17 protein-coding genes are annotated in these 16721 nt (G+C 72.1%); 15 read left to right on the forward strand and 2 right to left on the reverse strand.

The genetic code is table 11. The features are described from left to right. The first annotated feature begins 231 nt into the window (after positions 1–231). Positions 232–1314: a GNAT family N-acetyltransferase gene (locus ACE3QY_RS03355; protein WP_374454585.1), complete on the forward strand. Its 1083-nt coding sequence runs from the start codon at positions 232–234 to the stop codon at positions 1312–1314. Here the strand turns inward: ACE3QY_RS03355 and ACE3QY_RS03360 are convergent, their stop codons facing one another. Next, positions 1315–2298: an ABC transporter ATP-binding protein gene (locus ACE3QY_RS03360; RefSeq protein ID WP_374454586.1), complete on the reverse strand. Its 984-nt coding sequence runs from the start codon at positions 2296–2298 to the stop codon at positions 1315–1317. It abuts the gene before it with no gap. A 3-nt stretch (positions 2299–2301) separates the two neighbouring features. Between ACE3QY_RS03360 and ACE3QY_RS03365 the strand changes: the two genes are divergently transcribed. The 3 genes from ACE3QY_RS03365 to ACE3QY_RS03375 are packed head-to-tail and all read left to right on the forward strand — an operon-like array spanning position 2302 to position 4765. Next, on the forward strand, positions 2302–3000 hold the full coding sequence (locus tag ACE3QY_RS03365) for an ABC transporter permease (protein ID WP_374454587.1): 699 nt from the start codon (positions 2302–2304) through the stop codon (positions 2998–3000). Beyond that, a complete protein-coding gene (locus tag ACE3QY_RS03370) occupies positions 2997–3761 on the forward strand; it encodes an ABC transporter permease (protein ID WP_374454588.1) in 765 nt (254 codons plus the stop codon). The genes ACE3QY_RS03365 and ACE3QY_RS03370 overlap by 4 nt, the downstream gene beginning before the upstream one ends. 53 nt (positions 3762–3814) lie before the next feature. Continuing rightward, positions 3815–4765, forward strand: coding sequence for an ABC transporter substrate-binding protein (locus ACE3QY_RS03375; RefSeq protein ID WP_374454589.1), 951 nt, complete (start codon positions 3815–3817; stop codon positions 4763–4765). A 108-nt stretch (positions 4766–4873) separates the two neighbouring features. On the opposite strand, the gene ACE3QY_RS03380 is transcribed toward ACE3QY_RS03375, so the two are convergent. Next, positions 4874–5983 carry a glycosyltransferase family 2 protein gene (locus ACE3QY_RS03380; protein ID WP_374454590.1) on the reverse strand — a complete coding sequence of 370 codons (1110 nt, stop codon included), beginning with the start codon at positions 5981–5983 and terminating at the stop codon, positions 4874–4876. Positions 5984–6038: 55 nt separating this feature from the next. Between ACE3QY_RS03380 and ACE3QY_RS03385 the strand changes: the two genes are divergently transcribed. The 11 genes from ACE3QY_RS03385 (at position 6039) to ACE3QY_RS03435 (ending at position 16699) form a co-directional block, all read left to right on the forward strand. After that, on the forward strand, positions 6039–7133 hold the full coding sequence (locus tag ACE3QY_RS03385) for a sulfotransferase family protein (protein ID WP_374454591.1): 1095 nt from the start codon (positions 6039–6041) through the stop codon (positions 7131–7133). Next, the gene (locus ACE3QY_RS03390) at positions 7130–8080 is read left to right on the forward strand and encodes a hypothetical protein (RefSeq protein ID WP_374454592.1); all 951 of its coding nucleotides are present in this window, start codon (positions 7130–7132) and stop codon (positions 8078–8080) included. Before ACE3QY_RS03385 ends, ACE3QY_RS03390 begins: the two co-directional genes overlap by 4 nt. Before the next feature lie 201 nt (positions 8081–8281). After that, positions 8282–9223, forward strand: a complete 942-nt coding sequence (locus ACE3QY_RS03395) for a MetQ/NlpA family ABC transporter substrate-binding protein (RefSeq protein WP_374454593.1) — start codon at positions 8282–8284, stop codon at positions 9221–9223. A 29-nt stretch (positions 9224–9252) separates the two neighbouring features. After that, positions 9253–10281 carry a methionine ABC transporter ATP-binding protein gene (locus tag ACE3QY_RS03400; protein ID WP_374454594.1) on the forward strand — a complete coding sequence of 343 codons (1029 nt, stop codon included), beginning with the start codon at positions 9253–9255 and terminating at the stop codon, positions 10279–10281. Beyond that, the gene (locus tag ACE3QY_RS03405; RefSeq protein WP_374454595.1) at positions 10278–10943 is read left to right on the forward strand and encodes a methionine ABC transporter permease; all 666 of its coding nucleotides are present in this window, start codon (positions 10278–10280) and stop codon (positions 10941–10943) included. Before ACE3QY_RS03400 ends, ACE3QY_RS03405 begins: the two co-directional genes overlap by 4 nt. A 144-nt stretch (positions 10944–11087) precedes the next feature. Beyond that, positions 11088–11996, forward strand: coding sequence for a Rossmann-like and DUF2520 domain-containing protein (locus ACE3QY_RS03410; protein WP_374454596.1), 909 nt, complete (start codon positions 11088–11090; stop codon positions 11994–11996). Continuing rightward, positions 11993–12931: a pantoate--beta-alanine ligase gene (gene panC / locus ACE3QY_RS03415; RefSeq protein ID WP_374454597.1), complete on the forward strand. Its 939-nt coding sequence runs from the start codon at positions 11993–11995 to the stop codon at positions 12929–12931. The genes ACE3QY_RS03410 and panC overlap by 4 nt, the downstream gene beginning before the upstream one ends. After that, positions 12931–13347 (forward strand): aspartate 1-decarboxylase, encoded by a 417-nt coding sequence (panD, locus tag ACE3QY_RS03420; protein ID WP_374454598.1) that lies wholly within the window; start codon positions 12931–12933, stop codon positions 13345–13347. The genes panC and panD overlap by 1 nt, the downstream gene beginning before the upstream one ends. Before the next feature lie 9 nt (positions 13348–13356). Next, positions 13357–15027 carry an L-aspartate oxidase gene (locus ACE3QY_RS03425; protein WP_374454599.1) on the forward strand — a complete coding sequence of 557 codons (1671 nt, stop codon included), beginning with the start codon at positions 13357–13359 and terminating at the stop codon, positions 15025–15027. Then, entirely contained in the window at positions 15024–15932 is a 909-nt protein-coding gene (nadC, locus tag ACE3QY_RS03430; RefSeq protein ID WP_374454600.1) for a carboxylating nicotinate-nucleotide diphosphorylase, read from the forward strand. Before ACE3QY_RS03425 ends, nadC begins: the two co-directional genes overlap by 4 nt. Next, on the forward strand, positions 15929–16699 hold the full coding sequence (locus tag ACE3QY_RS03435) for a type III pantothenate kinase (RefSeq protein WP_374454601.1): 771 nt from the start codon (positions 15929–15931) through the stop codon (positions 16697–16699). The genes nadC and ACE3QY_RS03435 overlap by 4 nt, the downstream gene beginning before the upstream one ends. Positions 16700–16721: the final 22 nt, after the last annotated feature.

Below are 16721 nucleotides of genomic sequence, written 5' to 3' on the forward strand. Positions count from 1 at the left end.
CGCCGCCCGGCGGCGGCGCCCCCCCCGCCCCCCCCCCCCCCGCCGCGCCCCCGGCTGGGGCGGGCTGCGGGGGGCGCCCCCCCCCCTCCCGCCCCGGGGGCTTTGTGGGGGCCCCACCGCCGTTTCGGCGCGTCGCGCGTGTCGGGGTCCTGAGCGGTGGTCCACCCACATTTCGTACGCCGAGAAGGTAGGTGGATCACCGCCCGACCGCGTGCGGAAGAATGGCGGCTCGTGATCCCCGAGGACAACAGGTTCGAGAGCGACCCGACCGACGCGCTGCCCGAGGACCCCGGACTCCCCGAGGGATGGGTCGTGGACACGCCCGACGGGGCCGACGAGGCGACCGTCGCCCGGCTCACCGAGCTGCTCCGCGCCCACGAGCGGGCCGGCCGGGGCTGGGCTGCCTCGGGTGAGGACGAGGTCCTGGTCGAGGTCTCCGAGCACGGGCTGGCCATGCGGGAGAACGTCGTCGTCCGCGACCCCGACGGCACGATCCAGGCCTGGGGCAGCGTGCACGACCGCGCCGAGGGCCGGATGCTGTTCGTCCACATCGTCGACCGCACCATCGACGAGCGGCTCGCCGACCGCTGCAGCGACGTGCTCTTCGGGTGGGCCGAGGCGCAGGCCCGCGCCGTCGGTGCCGCCCGCGGGCTGGCGGTGCAGCAGATCGACACCGGCTCGTTCGCCGACGACGAGCGCCAGCACGGGTGGCTGGCCGACGCCGGCTTCGACCGGGTCCGCACCTGGTGGCAGATGTCCCGCTCGGTCGAGGCGGACGAGGCCGAGCTGGTGCCCGACCCGGCCCGCTGGGAGCGGCAGGGCGTGGTCTTCCGGCTGGTCGAGCGGTCCGGCGACGGCATGCCCGACGAGGCCGACCTGCGGGCCGTGCACGACGTGCTCGAGGGTGCGTTCACCGACCACTTCAACTCCGCCGAGGAGACCTTCCAGGAGTTCATCCACCGGCTCCGCGAGGATCCCGGGCACCGCTGGGACCACTGGTGGCTCGCCGAGATCGTCGACGGCGACGAGCCCGAGCCCGCCGGCGCCCTGGTCGGCACGGTGAGCGAGTCCGCCACCGGCCCGGACGGGTCGTACGTCGCCTACCTCGGCGTCCTGGAGTCCGCCCGCGGCCGCGGCGTGGCCACCGGCCTGCTCCGCACGATCATCGCCGACGCCGCTGCGCGCGGCCGGGACCGCGTCGGGCTCGAGGTGGACGCCGACTCACCGACCGGCGCCGACGGGCTCTACACCTCGATGGGCTGGGGCACGAAGTACGTCACCGAGTCCTGGCACCGGGATGTGACGGTCCACTAGTCACTGCAGGGACTGGCGCAGCGCCCGGTGCACCCCGGCCGGCGTCAGCACCCCGACGAACTGGGCGCCCCTGCGCACGCCGATCATCGGCTTGTCGTCGCGCAGCATCGTGGCGAGCGCCTCCTCGAGCGAGGAGTCGAGGTCGATCGCCGAGCCGAGGTCGCCGGTGGCGACGCCGTCGAGGGGCTCGAGGTGCTCCTCGCGGAGCCGGGTGACGGTCAGTGTGCGGAGCCCGCCCGCACCGACGAAGTCGGCGACCTGCTCGTCGGCCGGGTGGGCGAGCAGCTCGCCGGGGGTGGCGTACTGGGCGAGGCGGCCACCGGAGGCGAACACCGCGACGCGGTCGCCCATCCGGATCGCCTCGTCGATGTCGTGCGTGACCAGCACGACGGTCTTGCCGAGCTCGTCCTGGAGCCGGCGGAACTCGTCCTGGAGCCGGCTGCGCACGATCGGGTCGACCGCACCGAACGGCTCGTCCATGAGCAGGACCGGCGGGTTGGCCGCCAGCGCGCGGGCGACGCCGACCCGCTGCCGCTGGCCGCCGGAGAGCTCGTGGGGGTACTTCCTGGCGTACTGGTCGGGCTCGAGGCCGACCGTGCTGAGCAGCTCGTGGGCCCGCTCGCGCGCGGTCGCCTTCGACTCGCCGTAGAGCAGCGGCACGGTCATCACGTTCTGCTCGATGCGCTGGTGGGGGAACAGGCCGATCTGCTGGATGACGTAGCCGACGCCGCGCCGGAGCTCGACGGGGTCGGCGTCGGTGACGTCCTGGCCGTCGAGCCAGATCCGGCCGGTGGTCGGCTCGATCAGCCGGTTGATCATCTTGAGCGTGGTGGACTTGCCACACCCGGACGGCCCGACCAGGCAGACCATCTCGCCGCGGGCGACGTCGAGGTCGAGCTCGTGGACGGCCACGGTGCCGTCGGGGTAGGTCTTGCCCACGCCCTCGAGCCGGATCATCGAGTCGCCGCTCCGTGTAGCGTCCATGCGGTGACCTTACTGGGAGCCGCCGACGACCCGAGCTGCTACAGCCGCCTCGTCAACGACTGGGTCTGCATGGACTACGTGTCCGACCGCCAGCAGGAGATCGTCGACGCGACCGTCCAGCACCTCGGCATCACGGTCGTCTCCGTCGTGCTCGGCCTGGTCATCGCGTTCCCGCTCGCCCTGCTCGCGCGACGGCTGCCGCGGCTGGAGTCGGCGATCCTGGCGATCACCACCGGCATCTACACGGTGCCCTCGCTCGCGCTCTTCCCGCTGCTGGTGCCGTTCACGGGCCTGAGCGCGACGACCGTCGTGATCGGCCTCGCGCTCTACGCCCTGACGATCCTGGTCCGCAGCCTGCTCGAAGGGCTGCGCTCGGTGCCCGACGACGTGCGCGAGTCGGCCACCGGCCTCGGCTACGGCCGCGGGCAGCTGCTGCTGAAGGTGGAGCTGCCGCTCGCCCTGCCGGTCGTGATGGCCGGCCTCCGGGTGGCCACGGTCTCGACGGTCGCGCTCACGACCGTCGGCTCCCTGGTCGCCTACGGCGGCCTCGGCAACCTCATCAAGGACGGCGTGCTCACCAACTTCCGGGCCGAGCTCTTCACCGCCTCGGTCCTCTGCGTCGTGCTCGCCGTGGTCCTCGACGTGGTGCTGGTGCTGCTCCAGCGGCTGTTGACCCCCTGGACGAGAGGAGTCCGCGCATGAGGGTCTTCGCCGACATGTGGACCTACCTCACCGAGGCCTCGAACTGGTCCGGCAGCGACGGCATCGCCGCGCTCCTCGGCCAGCAGCTGCTGCTCACGGTCACCGCGCTGCTGATGGCGATGGTCGTCGGGCTCCCGGTCGCGCTGTGGCTCGGCCACCTCGGCAAGGGCGGCTTCCTCGCGATCAACATCTCCAACGTCGGGCGCGCGATCCCGACCTTCGCGCTCCTCGCGCTGCTCGTCGTCGCGCCGTGGCCGGGCACCGGCGAGCTCGGCCCCTACGGCCGCGCCGGGTTGGCGACCCTCATCGCGCTGACGCTCTTCGCGCTGCCACCGATCATCACCAACTCGTACGTCGCCATGCGCGAGGTCGCCCCGGAGGTCCGGGAGGCGGCCCGCGGCATGGGCATGACGGGGGTGCAGCAGTTCTGGCGGGTCGAGCTGCCGCTGGGACTGCCGCTGGTCGTCTCCGGGCTGCGGCTCGCGCTGGTGCAGGTGTGGGCGACGGCGACGATCGCCGCGCTGGTCGCGGGACCCGGGCTCGGGCAGATCATCACCGACGGCTTCTTCCGGTCCAACTACGGCAAGGGCATCGCCGGCGCGCTGGTGGTGGCCGCGGTCGCGCTCATCCTCGAGCTGCTGGCCGCGATGGCGCAGCGGGCGGTGGACACCACCCGCCGGGGCACTCCTGCGGGTGGTCACACGGACGCGTTGTCGGTGACCGGCGCTACGGTGGAGCAGCCCGCCGAATCCGTCGGCTGACGATGCACCTCCGGACACGCGCAGCCGCTGCTGCGGGACACAGAAGGAACACCATGCACATCGCACGCTCGCTGGCCGCGGTCCTCGCCGCCGGCGCCCTCGCGCTCACCGGCTGCGCCGGTGACGACCTCTCCAGCGACAACGCCTCCGACGACTCCAGTGCCTCCGGGGGCGGGGACAAGGGCTCGGTGACCATCGCGGGGCAGAACTTCCCGGAGGCGACCCTCGTCGCCTCGATGTACGAGCAGCTCCTGGAGGACGCCGGCTACACGGTGGACACCAAGCTGGTCGACTCCCGCGACGCCTACATGCCCACCTTCCCCGGCGACGTCGACATCGTCCCGGAGTACGTCGGCGGCATCGTCAACTTCCTCAACACCCAGGCCAACGGCGACAAGGCCGAGCCGTTCGAGGCCGGTGACGGGCAGCAGCTGGCCGACGACGGCAAGAGCCTGCTCGACGACGCCGGGATCACGCTCCTCGACATCTCCCCGGCCACCGACACCAACGCGTTCTTCGTCACCCAGGAGTACAGCGAGTCCGAGGGCGTCACGACGCTGTCCGACCTCGAGGGCAAGAGCGTCGTGCTCGCCGCCGCACCCGACTGCGAGGGCCGGCTCGACTGCGAGGGCGGCCTGTCCGACGACTACGGCATCGACGTCACCAAGGTCCTCGAGCTGGGCTACGCCTCCGACCAGACCTACCAGTCGGTGATCAGCGGCGAGTCCCAGCTCGGCGAGACCTCGACCACCGACGGCACCCTGGAGTCCCAGGGCCTCGTGGTGCTCGAGGACGACAAGGCGATCCAGCCGGCGCAGAACCTCGTGCCCGCCGTCTCGGCCGAGTTCCTCGCCGAGCACGAGGACGTCGCCGACATCCTCAACCCGCTCATGGCCGCGCTCACCACGGAGAACCTCACCGAGATGAACGGCCAGATGGCGGTCGACCGGGCCAAGCCCGAGGACGTCGCCCAGGAGTTCCTGGAGTCCGAGGGCCTGCTGTGAGACGCGCAGCGGCGCGCGCTCGCGCGCGCCGCGTGGGCGCGGCCAGATCGAGTAGCCCAGCGGCTGAGGAACGAAGCCGCTGACCAGGCGTATCGAGATCCAAGGGATCTAGGCGACCTCGTGGTCCCGGAGGGCCAGTGCCTCCGGGGCCACGGTGGTCTCGTCCAGCACCGAGTGCGGGACGGCCAGCCGCCAGGCTCCGGTGGCCATGTCCTGCGCACGGGGCGCGGGTCCGTCGAGGTCGCCGACCCACTCCATCAGCGCGGTGACGTCGGCGCGCCGGTCCTCCGCGACCAGCCAGCCGGCGAGCCGGTGCATCGGCGGCAGCCCGCTCTCCACCAGGCGCGTGCCCCAGAGTTCGAGGACGCCCGAGCGCAGCAGCCGCCACCACTCCGGCGTACACCCGGGGACGAGCAGGAAGTAGCGCCAGAGGTCGCCGGCGAGCACCCGGTCGACGAAGACGCGCTCCACCTCGGCGTCACCGTGCGCGCGCACCGACGCCAGCGCCATCCGCTTGGTCTCCCACCGGTCCGCCAGGTCCGGCAACGACGAGGCGCGCGTCTGGGTGATCGAGCCCTCGCGGATCCGCCAGTGGTAGACGACCTCGTCGAGCACGTCGAAGCTGCCGTCCAGAAACGACCGCGTCGTCGTCGGCTGGTCCTCGTAGCGGATCCCCTCGGGCCAGGCGAGACCTGCGGCGTCCCAGAAGGAACGACGCCACACCTTGTTCCACGCGAAGACGTCGCCGAGGATCTCCGGCCGGTCCTCGATCCGGGCACCGCGCAGAGGGCGGTGCAGGCGCCGCATCCACGGCGGCTCGACGAGCTCGCCCGCCTCCCATCGCACGATCGAGCCCGTCGCGAAGTCGGACCCCGACGCGCGCAACGCCCCGAGCAGGTCGGCGTACGCCGTCGGGGGGAGCACGTCGTCGGAGTCGAGGAAGGCGAGGTAGTCCCCGCGCACGTGCCGCACGCCCAGGTTGCGCGCGGCGCCCAGCCCGCCGTTGGCGGAGTGCACCACGCTGATCCGCGTGTCCCGCCGCGCCCACTCGTCGGCGATCTCGCCGGTGCGGTCGGTGGCACCGTCGTCCACGATGACCGCCTCCCACCGCGCGTGCGTCTGGGCGAGCAGCGAGCGGACGCAGTCGTCGAGGTAGTCCTCCACGCCCCAGGCCGGGATCACCACGCCGAGGAGCGGAGCCCGGGAGAAGAGCCTCATGGGCCGGACCCTAGGACATTCGGGCGTGCGCGCCCGCGCCGGTAGGCTGCCCGCCGTGACCGAGCAGCCCAGAGCGATCGACGAGATGAACCCCGACGGCGTCCCGCGGAAGGTCCTCTTCGTCGCCGGCGCCGGCCGGAGCGGCACCAGCACACTCGCCGGCATCGTCTCCAAGCTGGGCATGCACGTCCCGCTGCCCGAGGTCCCGCCGGACGACTCCAACCCGCGCGGCTTCAGCGAGCCGCAGTGGGTCGTCGACGTCCACGACGAGTGGCTGGCCGAGGCGCTGGTGCAGGTGAGCGACTCGCGGCCGAACGCGTGGTTCGACACCGGCCGCATCTGCAGCCGTGAGCCCGCCCGCATCCGGGTCAGCGAGTGGCTCGAGCCGCACTTCGCCGAGCACCCCGAGCTCGTCATCAAGGACCCGCGGCTGAGCTGGTTCCTCGGCCTGTGGCGGGTCGCCGCGATCCGCACCGGTGCCACCCCGGTCTTCGCCACGATGCTGCGCCCGCCGGCCGAGGTCGTCGGCTCGAAGCAGAAGTACTACGCCAACAAGCTCGGCTCCTCGCACCTCGCCGCGAGCTGGGTCAACATGCTGCTCCACACCGAGCGGGCCACCCGCCCCGCCGAGGGCGACGGCGGTCGGGTCTTCGTGCGCTACGAGGACCTGCTGACCGACTGGGTGAAGACCACCACCGCGATGGGCCACGCGCTCGACCTGCAGACAATCATCCACACGCGCAGCGACCAGATCCGCGAGGTCCACCGCTTCATCGACCCCAACCTGCGCCGCGTCACCTCCACCCTCGACGACCTCGGGCTGCCCAGGCGCCTCCACGACCTCACCGGCCAGACGTGGGAGGAGCTCAACAAGCTCGCCGACGAGGGCGGCGACACCACCGAGGCCCACGCGACGTTCGACCAGCTCCGCCAGGAGTACGTCGACCTCTACGAGGAGGCCGAGGCGATCAGCCGGTCGACCGCCGAACACGCGCGCCTCCAGGCCCGCCGCCGGGCCCGCGCCGAGGTGGCCGGCGAGCAGCGCTCGCTGGCCGACCGGGTGCCCCACGACGTACGCGCCGCGATCCCGCCGTCCGTGCGCCGCGGTGTCCGCAAGGCCCTCGGGCGGAGCAGGGACGACCAGCCGTGACCGTCCCGATCGGCTCCGGCCACGGGCTGACCAACCTCGAGGGCCACACCGACTTCGACATCGTCTGGCCGTGGAACCAGCCCGGCGGGCTGCGTCGCGGCGCCACGGCGGTGCTGCGGGTGAAGAACGAGGCCCCGGGCCTGCGCTTCGTGCTGCCGCCCCTGCTGCGGGCGTGCGACCGCGTGCTCCTCGTCGACAACGGCTCCGACGACGGCACCGGCGAGGAGGCGCTCCGGGTCGCCGCCGAGCACGGCCTCGGTCACCGGTTCACGTTGAAGGAGTACCCCTTCCAGGTCGCCCGCGCCGGTGCCGAGCACCTGTCGGTCAACGAGCGCTCGGTGCACTCGCTGGCGTACTTCTACAACTGGTGCTTCTCCCACGTACGCACCCGCTACTCGTGGAAGTGGGACGGCGACATGGTCCTCACCACCGAGGGCGAGGTCTCCATGGCCGACCTGTCGTGGCAGGTCGGGATGGCCGAGGCGGTCATCCGGTTCCCGCGCCACGGGCTCTACATCGAGTCCGACCGCCGCGCCTTCCTCGACCTCGGCCTGCGCAACATCGAGGAGTGGGGCTTCCCGATGAGCCCCGACTACGTCTACACCAAGGCGCCGGAGTGGGAGATCCGCACGACCCCCGACCGGATCGAGATGTTCGCGCTGCCGCAGGGCCTGTGTGTCGAGCTCAAGTGGCTCGACGGCGACGAGTTCGCCCACTGGACCAACCCGGAGTCGTTCGCGACGTCGATCCGCAACCGCCGCAAGCGCCGCGAGTGGCTGGTCTGGAACGCGCTCCACGACGGCCAGGTGCCCGAGGGCGTCGTCGAGATCGAGTCGCCGGAGGGCGTGCACGTGGTCGACCACGTCACCCACACCTGGCTGCCGCGTGCGCCGCGACCGTTCGTGGTCGACGACCCCGACCACGCCAAGCTGCACCTGCGCGCCTGACGTCCACCAGCGGGTGGTGAGGCGGTTCACACCGCGGACGGGCATATCGGTTTGGCGTCCGACCGTTGGCCCGTCGTATGGTCCTCGCGGCCTTAGTCATGTTTGTGTAGTGATTTAGTTCGATTCACTCGGGACTCGGGCCGCTCCGGTGCCGGCGCACGACGCCGGCCCTCCCGCGAACGCATGACGAAAGGCCCAGCCATGTCCGAGACCCATCCCCAGATCACCCCGCCGAAGCAGCGGCGCGCGCCGCTGCTGATCGGGGTCGCCGCCCTGGTCGTCCTCGTCCTGGTGGCGGGCTTCCTCTGGCTGCGGGGCGGCGACGAGGCCGGCGCCGCCGGCGGCGAGAAGAGCGAGAAGGTCGTGCTCGGCACGGTCGGCGCCAGCGACCCCTACTGGCAGGTCCTCGTCGACGCGGCCGCCGAGGAGGGCATCGACCTCGAGGTCAAGGACTTCGCCGACTACACGCAGCCCAACCCCGCGCTGAGCGAGGGCGAGCTCGACATCAACCAGTTCCAGCACATCGTCTACCTGGCCGAGTACAACGTCGCCAACGACGACGACGTCGTGCCGCTCGGCTCGACCGCGATCTACCCGCTCGGCCTCTACTCGACCCAGGTCGACTCCCTCGAGGAGATCCAGGACGGCGACACCGTGGTCGTCCCCGACGACGACAGCAACCAGGCCCGCGGCCTGCTCATCCTGCAGTCGGCCGGCCTGATCACGCTCAAGGACGGCGGCAGCATCTACTCCACGCTCGCTGACATCGACGAGAGCGCCTCGCGGGTGAAGGTGAAGGCGATCAAGGCCGACCTCACCCCGACCTCGCTGCCCGACGTGGCGGCCGCCATCATCAACAACGACTTCGTCGAGAAGGCCGGCCTGAAGTTCGAGGACGCGCTCGCGACCGACGATCCCGAGGACCCCAACGCCCTGCCGTACGTCAACGTCTTCGCCGTGCGCGCCGAGGACCGCGACGACCCGACGCTGCTCAAGCTCGTGGAGGTCTACCAGGAGACCCAGGCGGTGCTCGACGGCGTCCAGGACGTCTCCGGCGGCACCGCACAGCTGCTGACGATCCCGCAGGACGAGCTGCAGTCGGCGCTCGACGAGGTCGAGGCCGACACCGCCGCCCAGCAGTAGTCCGCAGTCCAGCAGGGGAGGAGCCCACGATGCCACTGGTCGAGATGACCGACGTCCGCAAGACGTTCCCGGCCGCCCGCGGCGGGAACGCCGTCGAGGCCATCCGCGGCGTCGACCTGACCGTCGAGGCCGGCGAGATCGTCGGCATCGTGGGCTACTCCGGCGCCGGCAAGTCCACGCTGGTGCGGCTGATCAACGCGCTCGAGACGACGACCTCGGGCAGCGTCCGGGTCGCCGGGCGCGAGATCACCACGCTGAAGGAGCGCGAGCTGCGGGAGGTCCGGCTGGGGATCGGGATGATCTTCCAGCAGTTCAACCTGTTCCGGTCGCGCACCGTGTGGGGCAACATCGCCTACCCGCTCGAGGTGGCCGGCGTGCCCACGGCCGAGAAGGACAAGCGGATCTCCGACCTGCTCCACTTCGTCGGCCTGGCCGACAAGGCGCACAGCCACGTCGAGGAGCTCTCAGGCGGCCAGAAGCAGCGCGTCGGCATCGCCCGCGCGCTGGCGACCAACCCCAGCCTCCTGCTCGCCGACGAGTCGACGAGCGCGCTCGACCCCGAGACGACGCAGGAGGTCCTGGCCCTGCTGCGCCGGGTCAACCGCGAGCTCGGCATCACCATCGTGGTGATCACCCACGAGATGGACGTCGTGCGCAGCCTGGCCCACCGCGTCGTGGTGATGGAGGCCGGGCGCATCGTCGAGGAGGGACCCGTCCTCGAGGTCCTCTCGAACCCCCAGCAGCCGGTCACCCGGCGCTTCGTCGCGACGATCGTCGACGACGAGCCCGACGCCGAGGCGCTGGCCGCGCTGCACGCCCGGCACGCCGGCACCTTCGTCAAGCTCGCCTTCCGCGGCGACGAGGTCCGCCAGAGCGACGTCTTCGCCGAGCTGCTGCGCCACGGCGTGCGCTTCGAGCTCGTCTACGGCGGCATCGAGGAGGTCCAGGGCGAGACCTTCGGCAACCTGACGCTGGCCCTCGACGGCGAGCCTGCGGCGGTCGAGGCCGCCGTCGCCGCCGTACGTGAGCTCGTCCCGACCAGGGAGCTGACCCGATGACCGACTCCAACATCAGCGAGCTGTGGCCGCTCGTGTGGCAGGCCAGCTACGAGACGCTCTACATGGTCGCCATCACGCTCACCCTGGGCGGCGTGCTCGGGCTGCTGCTCGGCCTGGCCCTGTACGTCACGCGTCGCGGCGGCCTCTACGCCAGCCGCACCGCCAACGTGGTGCTCAACGTGCTGGTCAACTTCTTCCGGCCGATCCCGTTCGTCATCTTCATCGCGGCGGTCCAGCCCCTGGCGCGCGTCGTCGTGGGCACCGGCATCGGCAACCCGGCGATCATCTTCGCGCTGACGATCGCGGCGATGTTCGGCATCAGCCGCATCGTCGAGCAGAACCTCGTCACCATCGATCCCGGCGTGATCGAGGCGGCCCGCTCCGTCGGCGCGAGCAGGGCGCACATCGTGCGCACCGTCGTGATCCCCGAGGCGCTCGGACCGCTGGTGCTCGGCTACACCTTCGTCTTCGTCGCGATCGTCGACATGACCGCGATCGCGGGTGTCGTGGGCGGCGGCGGCCTGGGCAACTTCGCCCTGCAGTACGGCTTCCGACAGTTCGACGCCGTCGTCACGTGGACCGCGGTGATCATCATCGTGGCGCTCGTGCAGGTCGGCCAGCTGGCCGGCAACACCGTCGCGCGGAGGCTGCTCCGCAGGTGACCGTCCGGTTACCGGTCGGTAGGGAAATGGGTGGCACTCGTCACGTGCCCGATCCGTTCCCACCGCGGAATCCGCGGGCGTAGGCTCGATGTTGATCGCAGTAGATCGGTACCCGCGAGGGACTGAAACGAAGAGGTCAACCACATGACGTACGACCCCACCTTCCGCGTGGGCGTGATCGGAGCCGGCCGCGTCGGCGCCGTCCTCGCCGCCGCGCTCCGCCGGGCAGGCCACGACATCGTCGCCGCCGCCGGTGAGTCCGACGCCTCGCGACGGCGCATCGACGCGCTGCTGCCGGGGGTCCGCGTCGCCAAGCCGACCGACGTCGCGCGCGCCAGCGAGCTGCTGCTCCTCACCGTGCCCGACGACATGCTGGCCAACGTCGTCACGGTGCTCAGCCACAGCGGTGCCATCCACGAGGGCCAGGTCGTCGTGCACACCAGCGGCCGCCACGGGCTCGCCGTCCTCGAGCCGGCCCGCGCCGTCGGTGCCCGCACCATCGCGATGCACCCCGCGATGACCTTCACCGGCACCGAGGTCGACCTCCCGCGCCTGCCCGGCTGCGTCTTCGGCGTCACCGCCGACGCCGCGGACCGCGAGCTCGCCGAGGCCCTCGTCGACGACCTCGGCGGACGCCCGATGTGGGTGCCCGAGGACCGCCGCACGATGTACCACGCCGGCCTCGCGCACGGCGCCAACCATCTGGTCACCCTCGTCACCGAGGCGATGGAGATCCTCTCCGCCGCTGGTGCGGAGGACCCCGCCGCGACGCTCCGCCCGCTGCTCACCGCCGCCCTCGACAACGCGCTCGAGCACGGAGACACCGCGCTCACCGGGCCCATCGTGCGCGGTGACGTCGAGACGGTCCGCGCCCACGTCGCCGACCTGGCGGCCAACGCGCCGCAGACGCTGTCGTCGTACCTCGCCATGGCGCGCGCCACGCTCGACCGCGCCGTCACCGACGGCCGCGTCCTGCCGATCCGGGCCACGAAGATGCTGCAGGTCCTCGACGCCGCCGAGGCGTCCGTCCCCCTCCACCGGCAGACCCGATGACCTCGAGCCCCGTCCTCGCGAGCACCCGCGAGGAGCTCGCCGCCCTGCTCGCGGACGCCCGGCGCGCCGGCGAGACCGTCGCCTTCGTGCCCACGATGGGCGCCCTCCACGACGGCCACGCCAGCCTGATGCGAGTGGCGCGCCAGGCCACCCGCGGGCCCGTCGTGGTGAGCATCTTCGTCAACCCGATGCAGTTCGGGCCGACGGAGGACCTCGACCGCTACCCGCGCACCCTCGACGCCGACCTCGAGGTCTGCGCCGCTGAGGGCGTCGACGTGGTCTTCGCGCCGAGCGTGGAGGAGATGTACCCCGGCGGCTTCAGCCACGACTCCGTGCACGACGGCGTCACGGTCGCACCGGGTGCGCTCGCCACGATCCTCGACGGCGCGTCGCGGCCCGGCCACTTCGACGGCGTCCTCACCGTGGTCGCCAAGCTCTTCGGCCTGGTGCGGCCCGACCTCGCGGTCTTCGGCCAGAAGGACTACCAGCAGCTGGCCCTCATCCGCCGGATGGTGCGCGACCTCTGCATGGGTATCGAGGTCGTTGGCGCCGAGACCGTGCGCGAGGCCGACGGCCTGGCCCTCTCCAGCCGCAACCGCTACCTCGACCCCGGGCAGCGCCGGGCGGCGGTCGCGCTGAGCCGCGCCCTGCGGGCCGCCCAGGAGCGCGCGGCGTACGGCGTGCCTGCCGCACGCTGGGCGGCGATGGCCGTGCTCAAGGACGAGCCCGGCGTCGAGCTCGACTACCTCGCCCTGACGTCGCCCGACCTCGGCGAGGCACCGGAGGTCGGCGAGGGCCGGATCCTCGTGGCCGCGCGGGTCGGCAGCACGCGCCTGATCGACAACATGCCCATCACCTTCGACCGCATCACCCCCGATGCGACCCCGGCGGGGACCGCACTCGCGGCCTCGACCACCAGTGAGAGGAGCAGCTGATGCTGCGCACCATGATGAAGTCCAAGATCCACCGGGCCACCGTGACCCAGGCCGATCTCCACTACGTCGGGTCGGTGACCGTGGACGAGGACCTCCTCGACGCCGCCGACCTGCTGGCCGGCGAGCTGGTCCACATCGTCGACGTGACCAACGGCGCCCGGCTCGAGACGTACACCATCGCCGGCGAGCGCGGCTCGGGCGTGATCGGCATCAACGGCGCCGCTGCCCGCCTCGTGCACCCGGGCGACACGGTCATCCTGATCGGCTACGGCCAGATGGACACCGCGGAGGCGAAGGAGCACCAGCCGCACGTGGTCTTCGTCGACGCCGACAACAAGATCATGGCCACCGGCTTCGACCCCGCCGAGACGTTCGGCGACAAGGCGCTGACGCGCGGCGACCTCATCGATCGCTAACCTGCGCGGATGACTGCTCACCGGCCGGTCCCGGGACGCCTGCGCGCGCCCGCGCCCGGGTGGACCACCCGCGCCGACGTCGTCGTGGTCGGCTCCGGCATCGCCGGGCTCACCGCCGCCCTGCGCATCCACGCGGCCGACCCGACGCTCCACCTCACCGTCGTCACCAAGGACGTCCTGGCCGCCGGCTCGACCCAGTGGGCCCAGGGCGGCATCGCCGCGGCCCTCGGGCCGGGTGACACCCCCGAGCAGCACGAGCACGACACGCTCGTCGCCGGTGCGGGGGCCTGCGACGTCGAGGCCGTCCGGGCGCTGGTGACCGAGGGTCCCGACGCGGTGCGCGAGCTGATCGCGCTCGGCACCCAGTTCGACCACCACCCTGACGGCGAGCTGTCGCTGACCCGCGAGGGCGGCCACCACCGCGACCGCATCGCGCACGCCGGGGGCGACGCCACCGGTGCCGAGATCCAGCGTGCGCTGATCGCCGCCGTGGAGCGCGCCCCGGAGATCGAGGTGATCCAGCACGCCCTCGCCGTCGACCTGCTGCGCGCGGACGACGGCGGCGTCGCCGGGCTGACCCTCCACGTGCTCGGCGAGGGCCAGCGCGACGGTGTCGGCGCGGTGCACTGCCGGGCCGTCGTGCTCGCCTCGGGCGGCCTCGGGCAGGTGTTCAGCCAGTCGACCAACCCGAGCGTCTCGACCGGTGACGGCATGGCGGTCGCGATGCGCGCCGGCGCTCGCCTGCGCGACCTGGAGTTCGTCCAGTTCCACCCGACCGTGATGTGGCTGGGCCACGACTCGCAGGGCCAGCAGCCGCTGATCTCCGAGGCCGTGCGCGGCGAGGGTGCCTTCCTCGTCGACTTCGATGGACACCGGTTCATGCAGGGCGAGCACCCGCTCGCCGACCTCGCCCCCCGCGACGTCGTCGCCAAGGCGATCACCCGCCGGATGATCGAGACCGGCCACCCGCACATGTGGCTCGACGCCCGCCACCTGGGCACCGCATTCTGGGAGCGCCGCTTCCCGACCATCCTCCGCGTCTGCCGCGAGCACGGCGTCGACCCGGTCACCGGGCTGGTCCCGGTCGCGCCGGCCCAGCACTACGCCTCGGGCGGCGTCGCCACGGACCTGTGGGGGCGTACGAGCGTCCCGGGCCTGTACGCCACGGGCGAGGTGGCCTGCTCCGGGGTGCACGGCGCCAACCGGCTGGCGTCGAACTCGTTGCTCGAGGGACTGGTCTTCTCCCGCCGCATCGCCGAGGTGCTGCCCGGCGAGCTGCGGGCGTGGTCCGAGCCCGCGACCGACACCCGACCCGAGGGGCTCGTGGACGGCGAGGTCCGTCGCGCGATGCAGGAGGTGATGACCTCCCGCGTGGGCGTGCTCCGACACGCCGCGGGCCTGGCCGAGGCGATCGACGTCCTGGGCGCCCTCGACCCCGGCGACCCCGAGGTCGACCCGGCCGCGTGGGAGACCACCAACCTCCTGACGATCAGCACCGCGCTCGCCGAGGCCGCGGCGCTGCGCACCGAGACGCGCGGATCGCACTGGCGCGAGGACTTCCCCGACCGCGACGACGCGAGGGCCGGGCACATCGACTCCTGGCTCGAGGACGGCAGGATCCGGGTGGAGTGGACCTACTCGCCGTCCACCGATCCCTCGACGACGGCGGTGACGGCATGACGAGCCTCGACGACGTACCCCTCGGGCTCCGCGAGGAGCTGGCCGCCGCCGGCCTCGACGCCGACCACGTGTGGGACCTCATCGCGCGCGCCGTGCGCGAGGACCTGCCCGACCTCGCGACGGACGACCCGACCAGCAGCTCGACGATCGCAGCGGACGCGCGGGGCGAGGCGGTCTTCGCCGCGCGCGAGCCGGGCGTGGTCGCCGGGCTGGGGGCCGCGGCCGTCACCTTCTTCATGCTCGGCGCCGACGCGACCATCACCGACCGGGTCCCGGACGGCACCCGGGTCACGCAGGGTGACGTCGTCATGCGGATCACCGGCCTCACCCAGCGGATGCTGGTCGCCGAGCGCACCGCGCTCAACCTCGCGTCCCACCTCTCCGGCATCGCGACCGCGACGGCGCAGTGGGTCGACGCCCTCGCCGGCTCGCCCACCCGGGTGCTCGACACCCGCAAGACGCTGCCGGGCCTGCGCGCCCTGCAGAAGTACGCCGTCCGCTGCGGCGGCGGCGTCAACCATCGCACCAGCCTCCAGGACATGGCGATGGTCAAGGACAACCACGTCATCGCCGCCGGCGGTGTGCTGCCGGCGCTCGAGGCCATCCGCGGACGGCACCCGGGACTGCCGGTCGAGGTCGAGGTGACGACGCTCGACCAGCTCGAGGAGCTGCTCGCGCTGCCCGAGCCGCCCGAGCGGATCCTGCTCGACAACATGGACGACGCGCTGATGACCGAGGCCGTACGCCGTACGGCCGGGCGCGTGCCGCTCGAGGCCAGCGGGGGGATCACCCTCGAGCGGGCCGGCCGCATCGGGGCCACCGGCGTCGACTTCGTCTCCGTCGGAGCGCTCACCCACTCGGTCACGGTCTTCGACCTCGGCATGGATCTCCAGGAGACGCCATGACGCTCCTGGCCGCCGACATCGGCAACAGCCACACCTTCCTCGGCCTGCTCGACGGCGCCGAGGTGACCGCGCACTGGCGCGTCAACACCGACGAGCGCCGCACCGCCGACGAGTGGTCGGTGCTGATCCGCGGACTGCTCACCGAGCGGGTCGACGAGGTCGACGGCATCGCGGTGTGCGCCACGGTCCCGGCCGTGCTGCACGAGTGGCGCGAGATGCTCGAGAGCCACTTCCCCGACGTGACCGCGATCGTCGTCGAGCCCGGGGTGCGGACCGGCATCTCCGTGCTCATGGACAACCCCCGCGAGGTCGGCTCCGACCGGATCGTGAACTCACTGGCCGCCGCCACGCTCCACGGCGGGCCGGCGATCGTGGTCGACTTCGGCACCGCGACGACCTTCGACGTGGTCAACGCCAAGGGTCAGTACGTCGGCGGCGCCATCTCGCCGGGCATCGAGATATCCCTCGAGGCGCTCGGCCGCCGGGGCGCCCAGCTGCGGAAGGTCGAGCTCGCCCGTCCGCGCTCGGTGATCGCCAAGAACACCGTCGAGGCCCTGCAGAGCGGCATGGTCTTCGGCGTCGCGGCCCAGGTGGAGGGCCTGGTCGCGCGGATGATCGCCGAGCTGAAGGTCCCGGCCGAGGACGTCACCGTCATTTCCACAGGACATCTTGCTCCGCTCGTCGTCGACGACTGCGGGTGTTTCACCGTGCATTCTCCGTGGCTCACCCTGCAGGGTTTGCGACTCGTATTCGAGCGCAATTCCTGAATTCCGTTGTCAGGTAATCCCC

The sequence above is a fragment of the Nocardioides sp. genome (genome assembly GCF_041913365.1).
In the GTDB taxonomy this organism is placed as follows: Bacteria; Actinomycetota; Actinomycetes; order Propionibacteriales; family Nocardioidaceae; genus Nocardioides.

What these genes read in the sequence shown, in the direction of transcription:
- ACE3QY_RS03425 (WP_374454599.1), top strand. Translation starts at nt 13,357, where the DNA reads ATGACTGCTCACCGGCCGGTCCCGGGACGCCTGCGCGCGCCCGCGCCC.
- ACE3QY_RS03410 (WP_374454596.1), top strand. Translation starts at nt 11,088, where the DNA reads ATGACGTACGACCCCACCTTCCGCGTGGGCGTGATCGGAGCCGGCCGC.
- panC (WP_374454597.1), top strand. Translation starts at nt 11,993, where the DNA reads ATGACCTCGAGCCCCGTCCTCGCGAGCACCCGCGAGGAGCTCGCCGCC.
- ACE3QY_RS03405 (WP_374454595.1), top strand. Translation starts at nt 10,278, where the DNA reads ATGACCGACTCCAACATCAGCGAGCTGTGGCCGCTCGTGTGGCAGGCC.
- ACE3QY_RS03360 (WP_374454586.1), bottom strand. Translation starts at nt 2,298, where the DNA reads ATGGACGCTACACGGAGCGGCGACTCGATGATCCGGCTCGAGGGCGTG.
- ACE3QY_RS03380 (WP_374454590.1), bottom strand. Translation starts at nt 5,983, where the DNA reads ATGAGGCTCTTCTCCCGGGCTCCGCTCCTCGGCGTGGTGATCCCGGCC.
- ACE3QY_RS03370 (WP_374454588.1), top strand. Translation starts at nt 2,997, where the DNA reads ATGAGGGTCTTCGCCGACATGTGGACCTACCTCACCGAGGCCTCGAAC.
- nadC (WP_374454600.1), top strand. Translation starts at nt 15,024, where the DNA reads ATGACGAGCCTCGACGACGTACCCCTCGGGCTCCGCGAGGAGCTGGCC.
- ACE3QY_RS03395 (WP_374454593.1), top strand. Translation starts at nt 8,282, where the DNA reads ATGTCCGAGACCCATCCCCAGATCACCCCGCCGAAGCAGCGGCGCGCG.
- ACE3QY_RS03400 (WP_374454594.1), top strand. Translation starts at nt 9,253, where the DNA reads ATGCCACTGGTCGAGATGACCGACGTCCGCAAGACGTTCCCGGCCGCC.
- ACE3QY_RS03375 (WP_374454589.1), top strand. Translation starts at nt 3,815, where the DNA reads ATGCACATCGCACGCTCGCTGGCCGCGGTCCTCGCCGCCGGCGCCCTC.
- panD (WP_374454598.1), top strand. Translation starts at nt 12,931, where the DNA reads ATGCTGCGCACCATGATGAAGTCCAAGATCCACCGGGCCACCGTGACC.
- ACE3QY_RS03435 (WP_374454601.1), top strand. Translation starts at nt 15,929, where the DNA reads ATGACGCTCCTGGCCGCCGACATCGGCAACAGCCACACCTTCCTCGGC.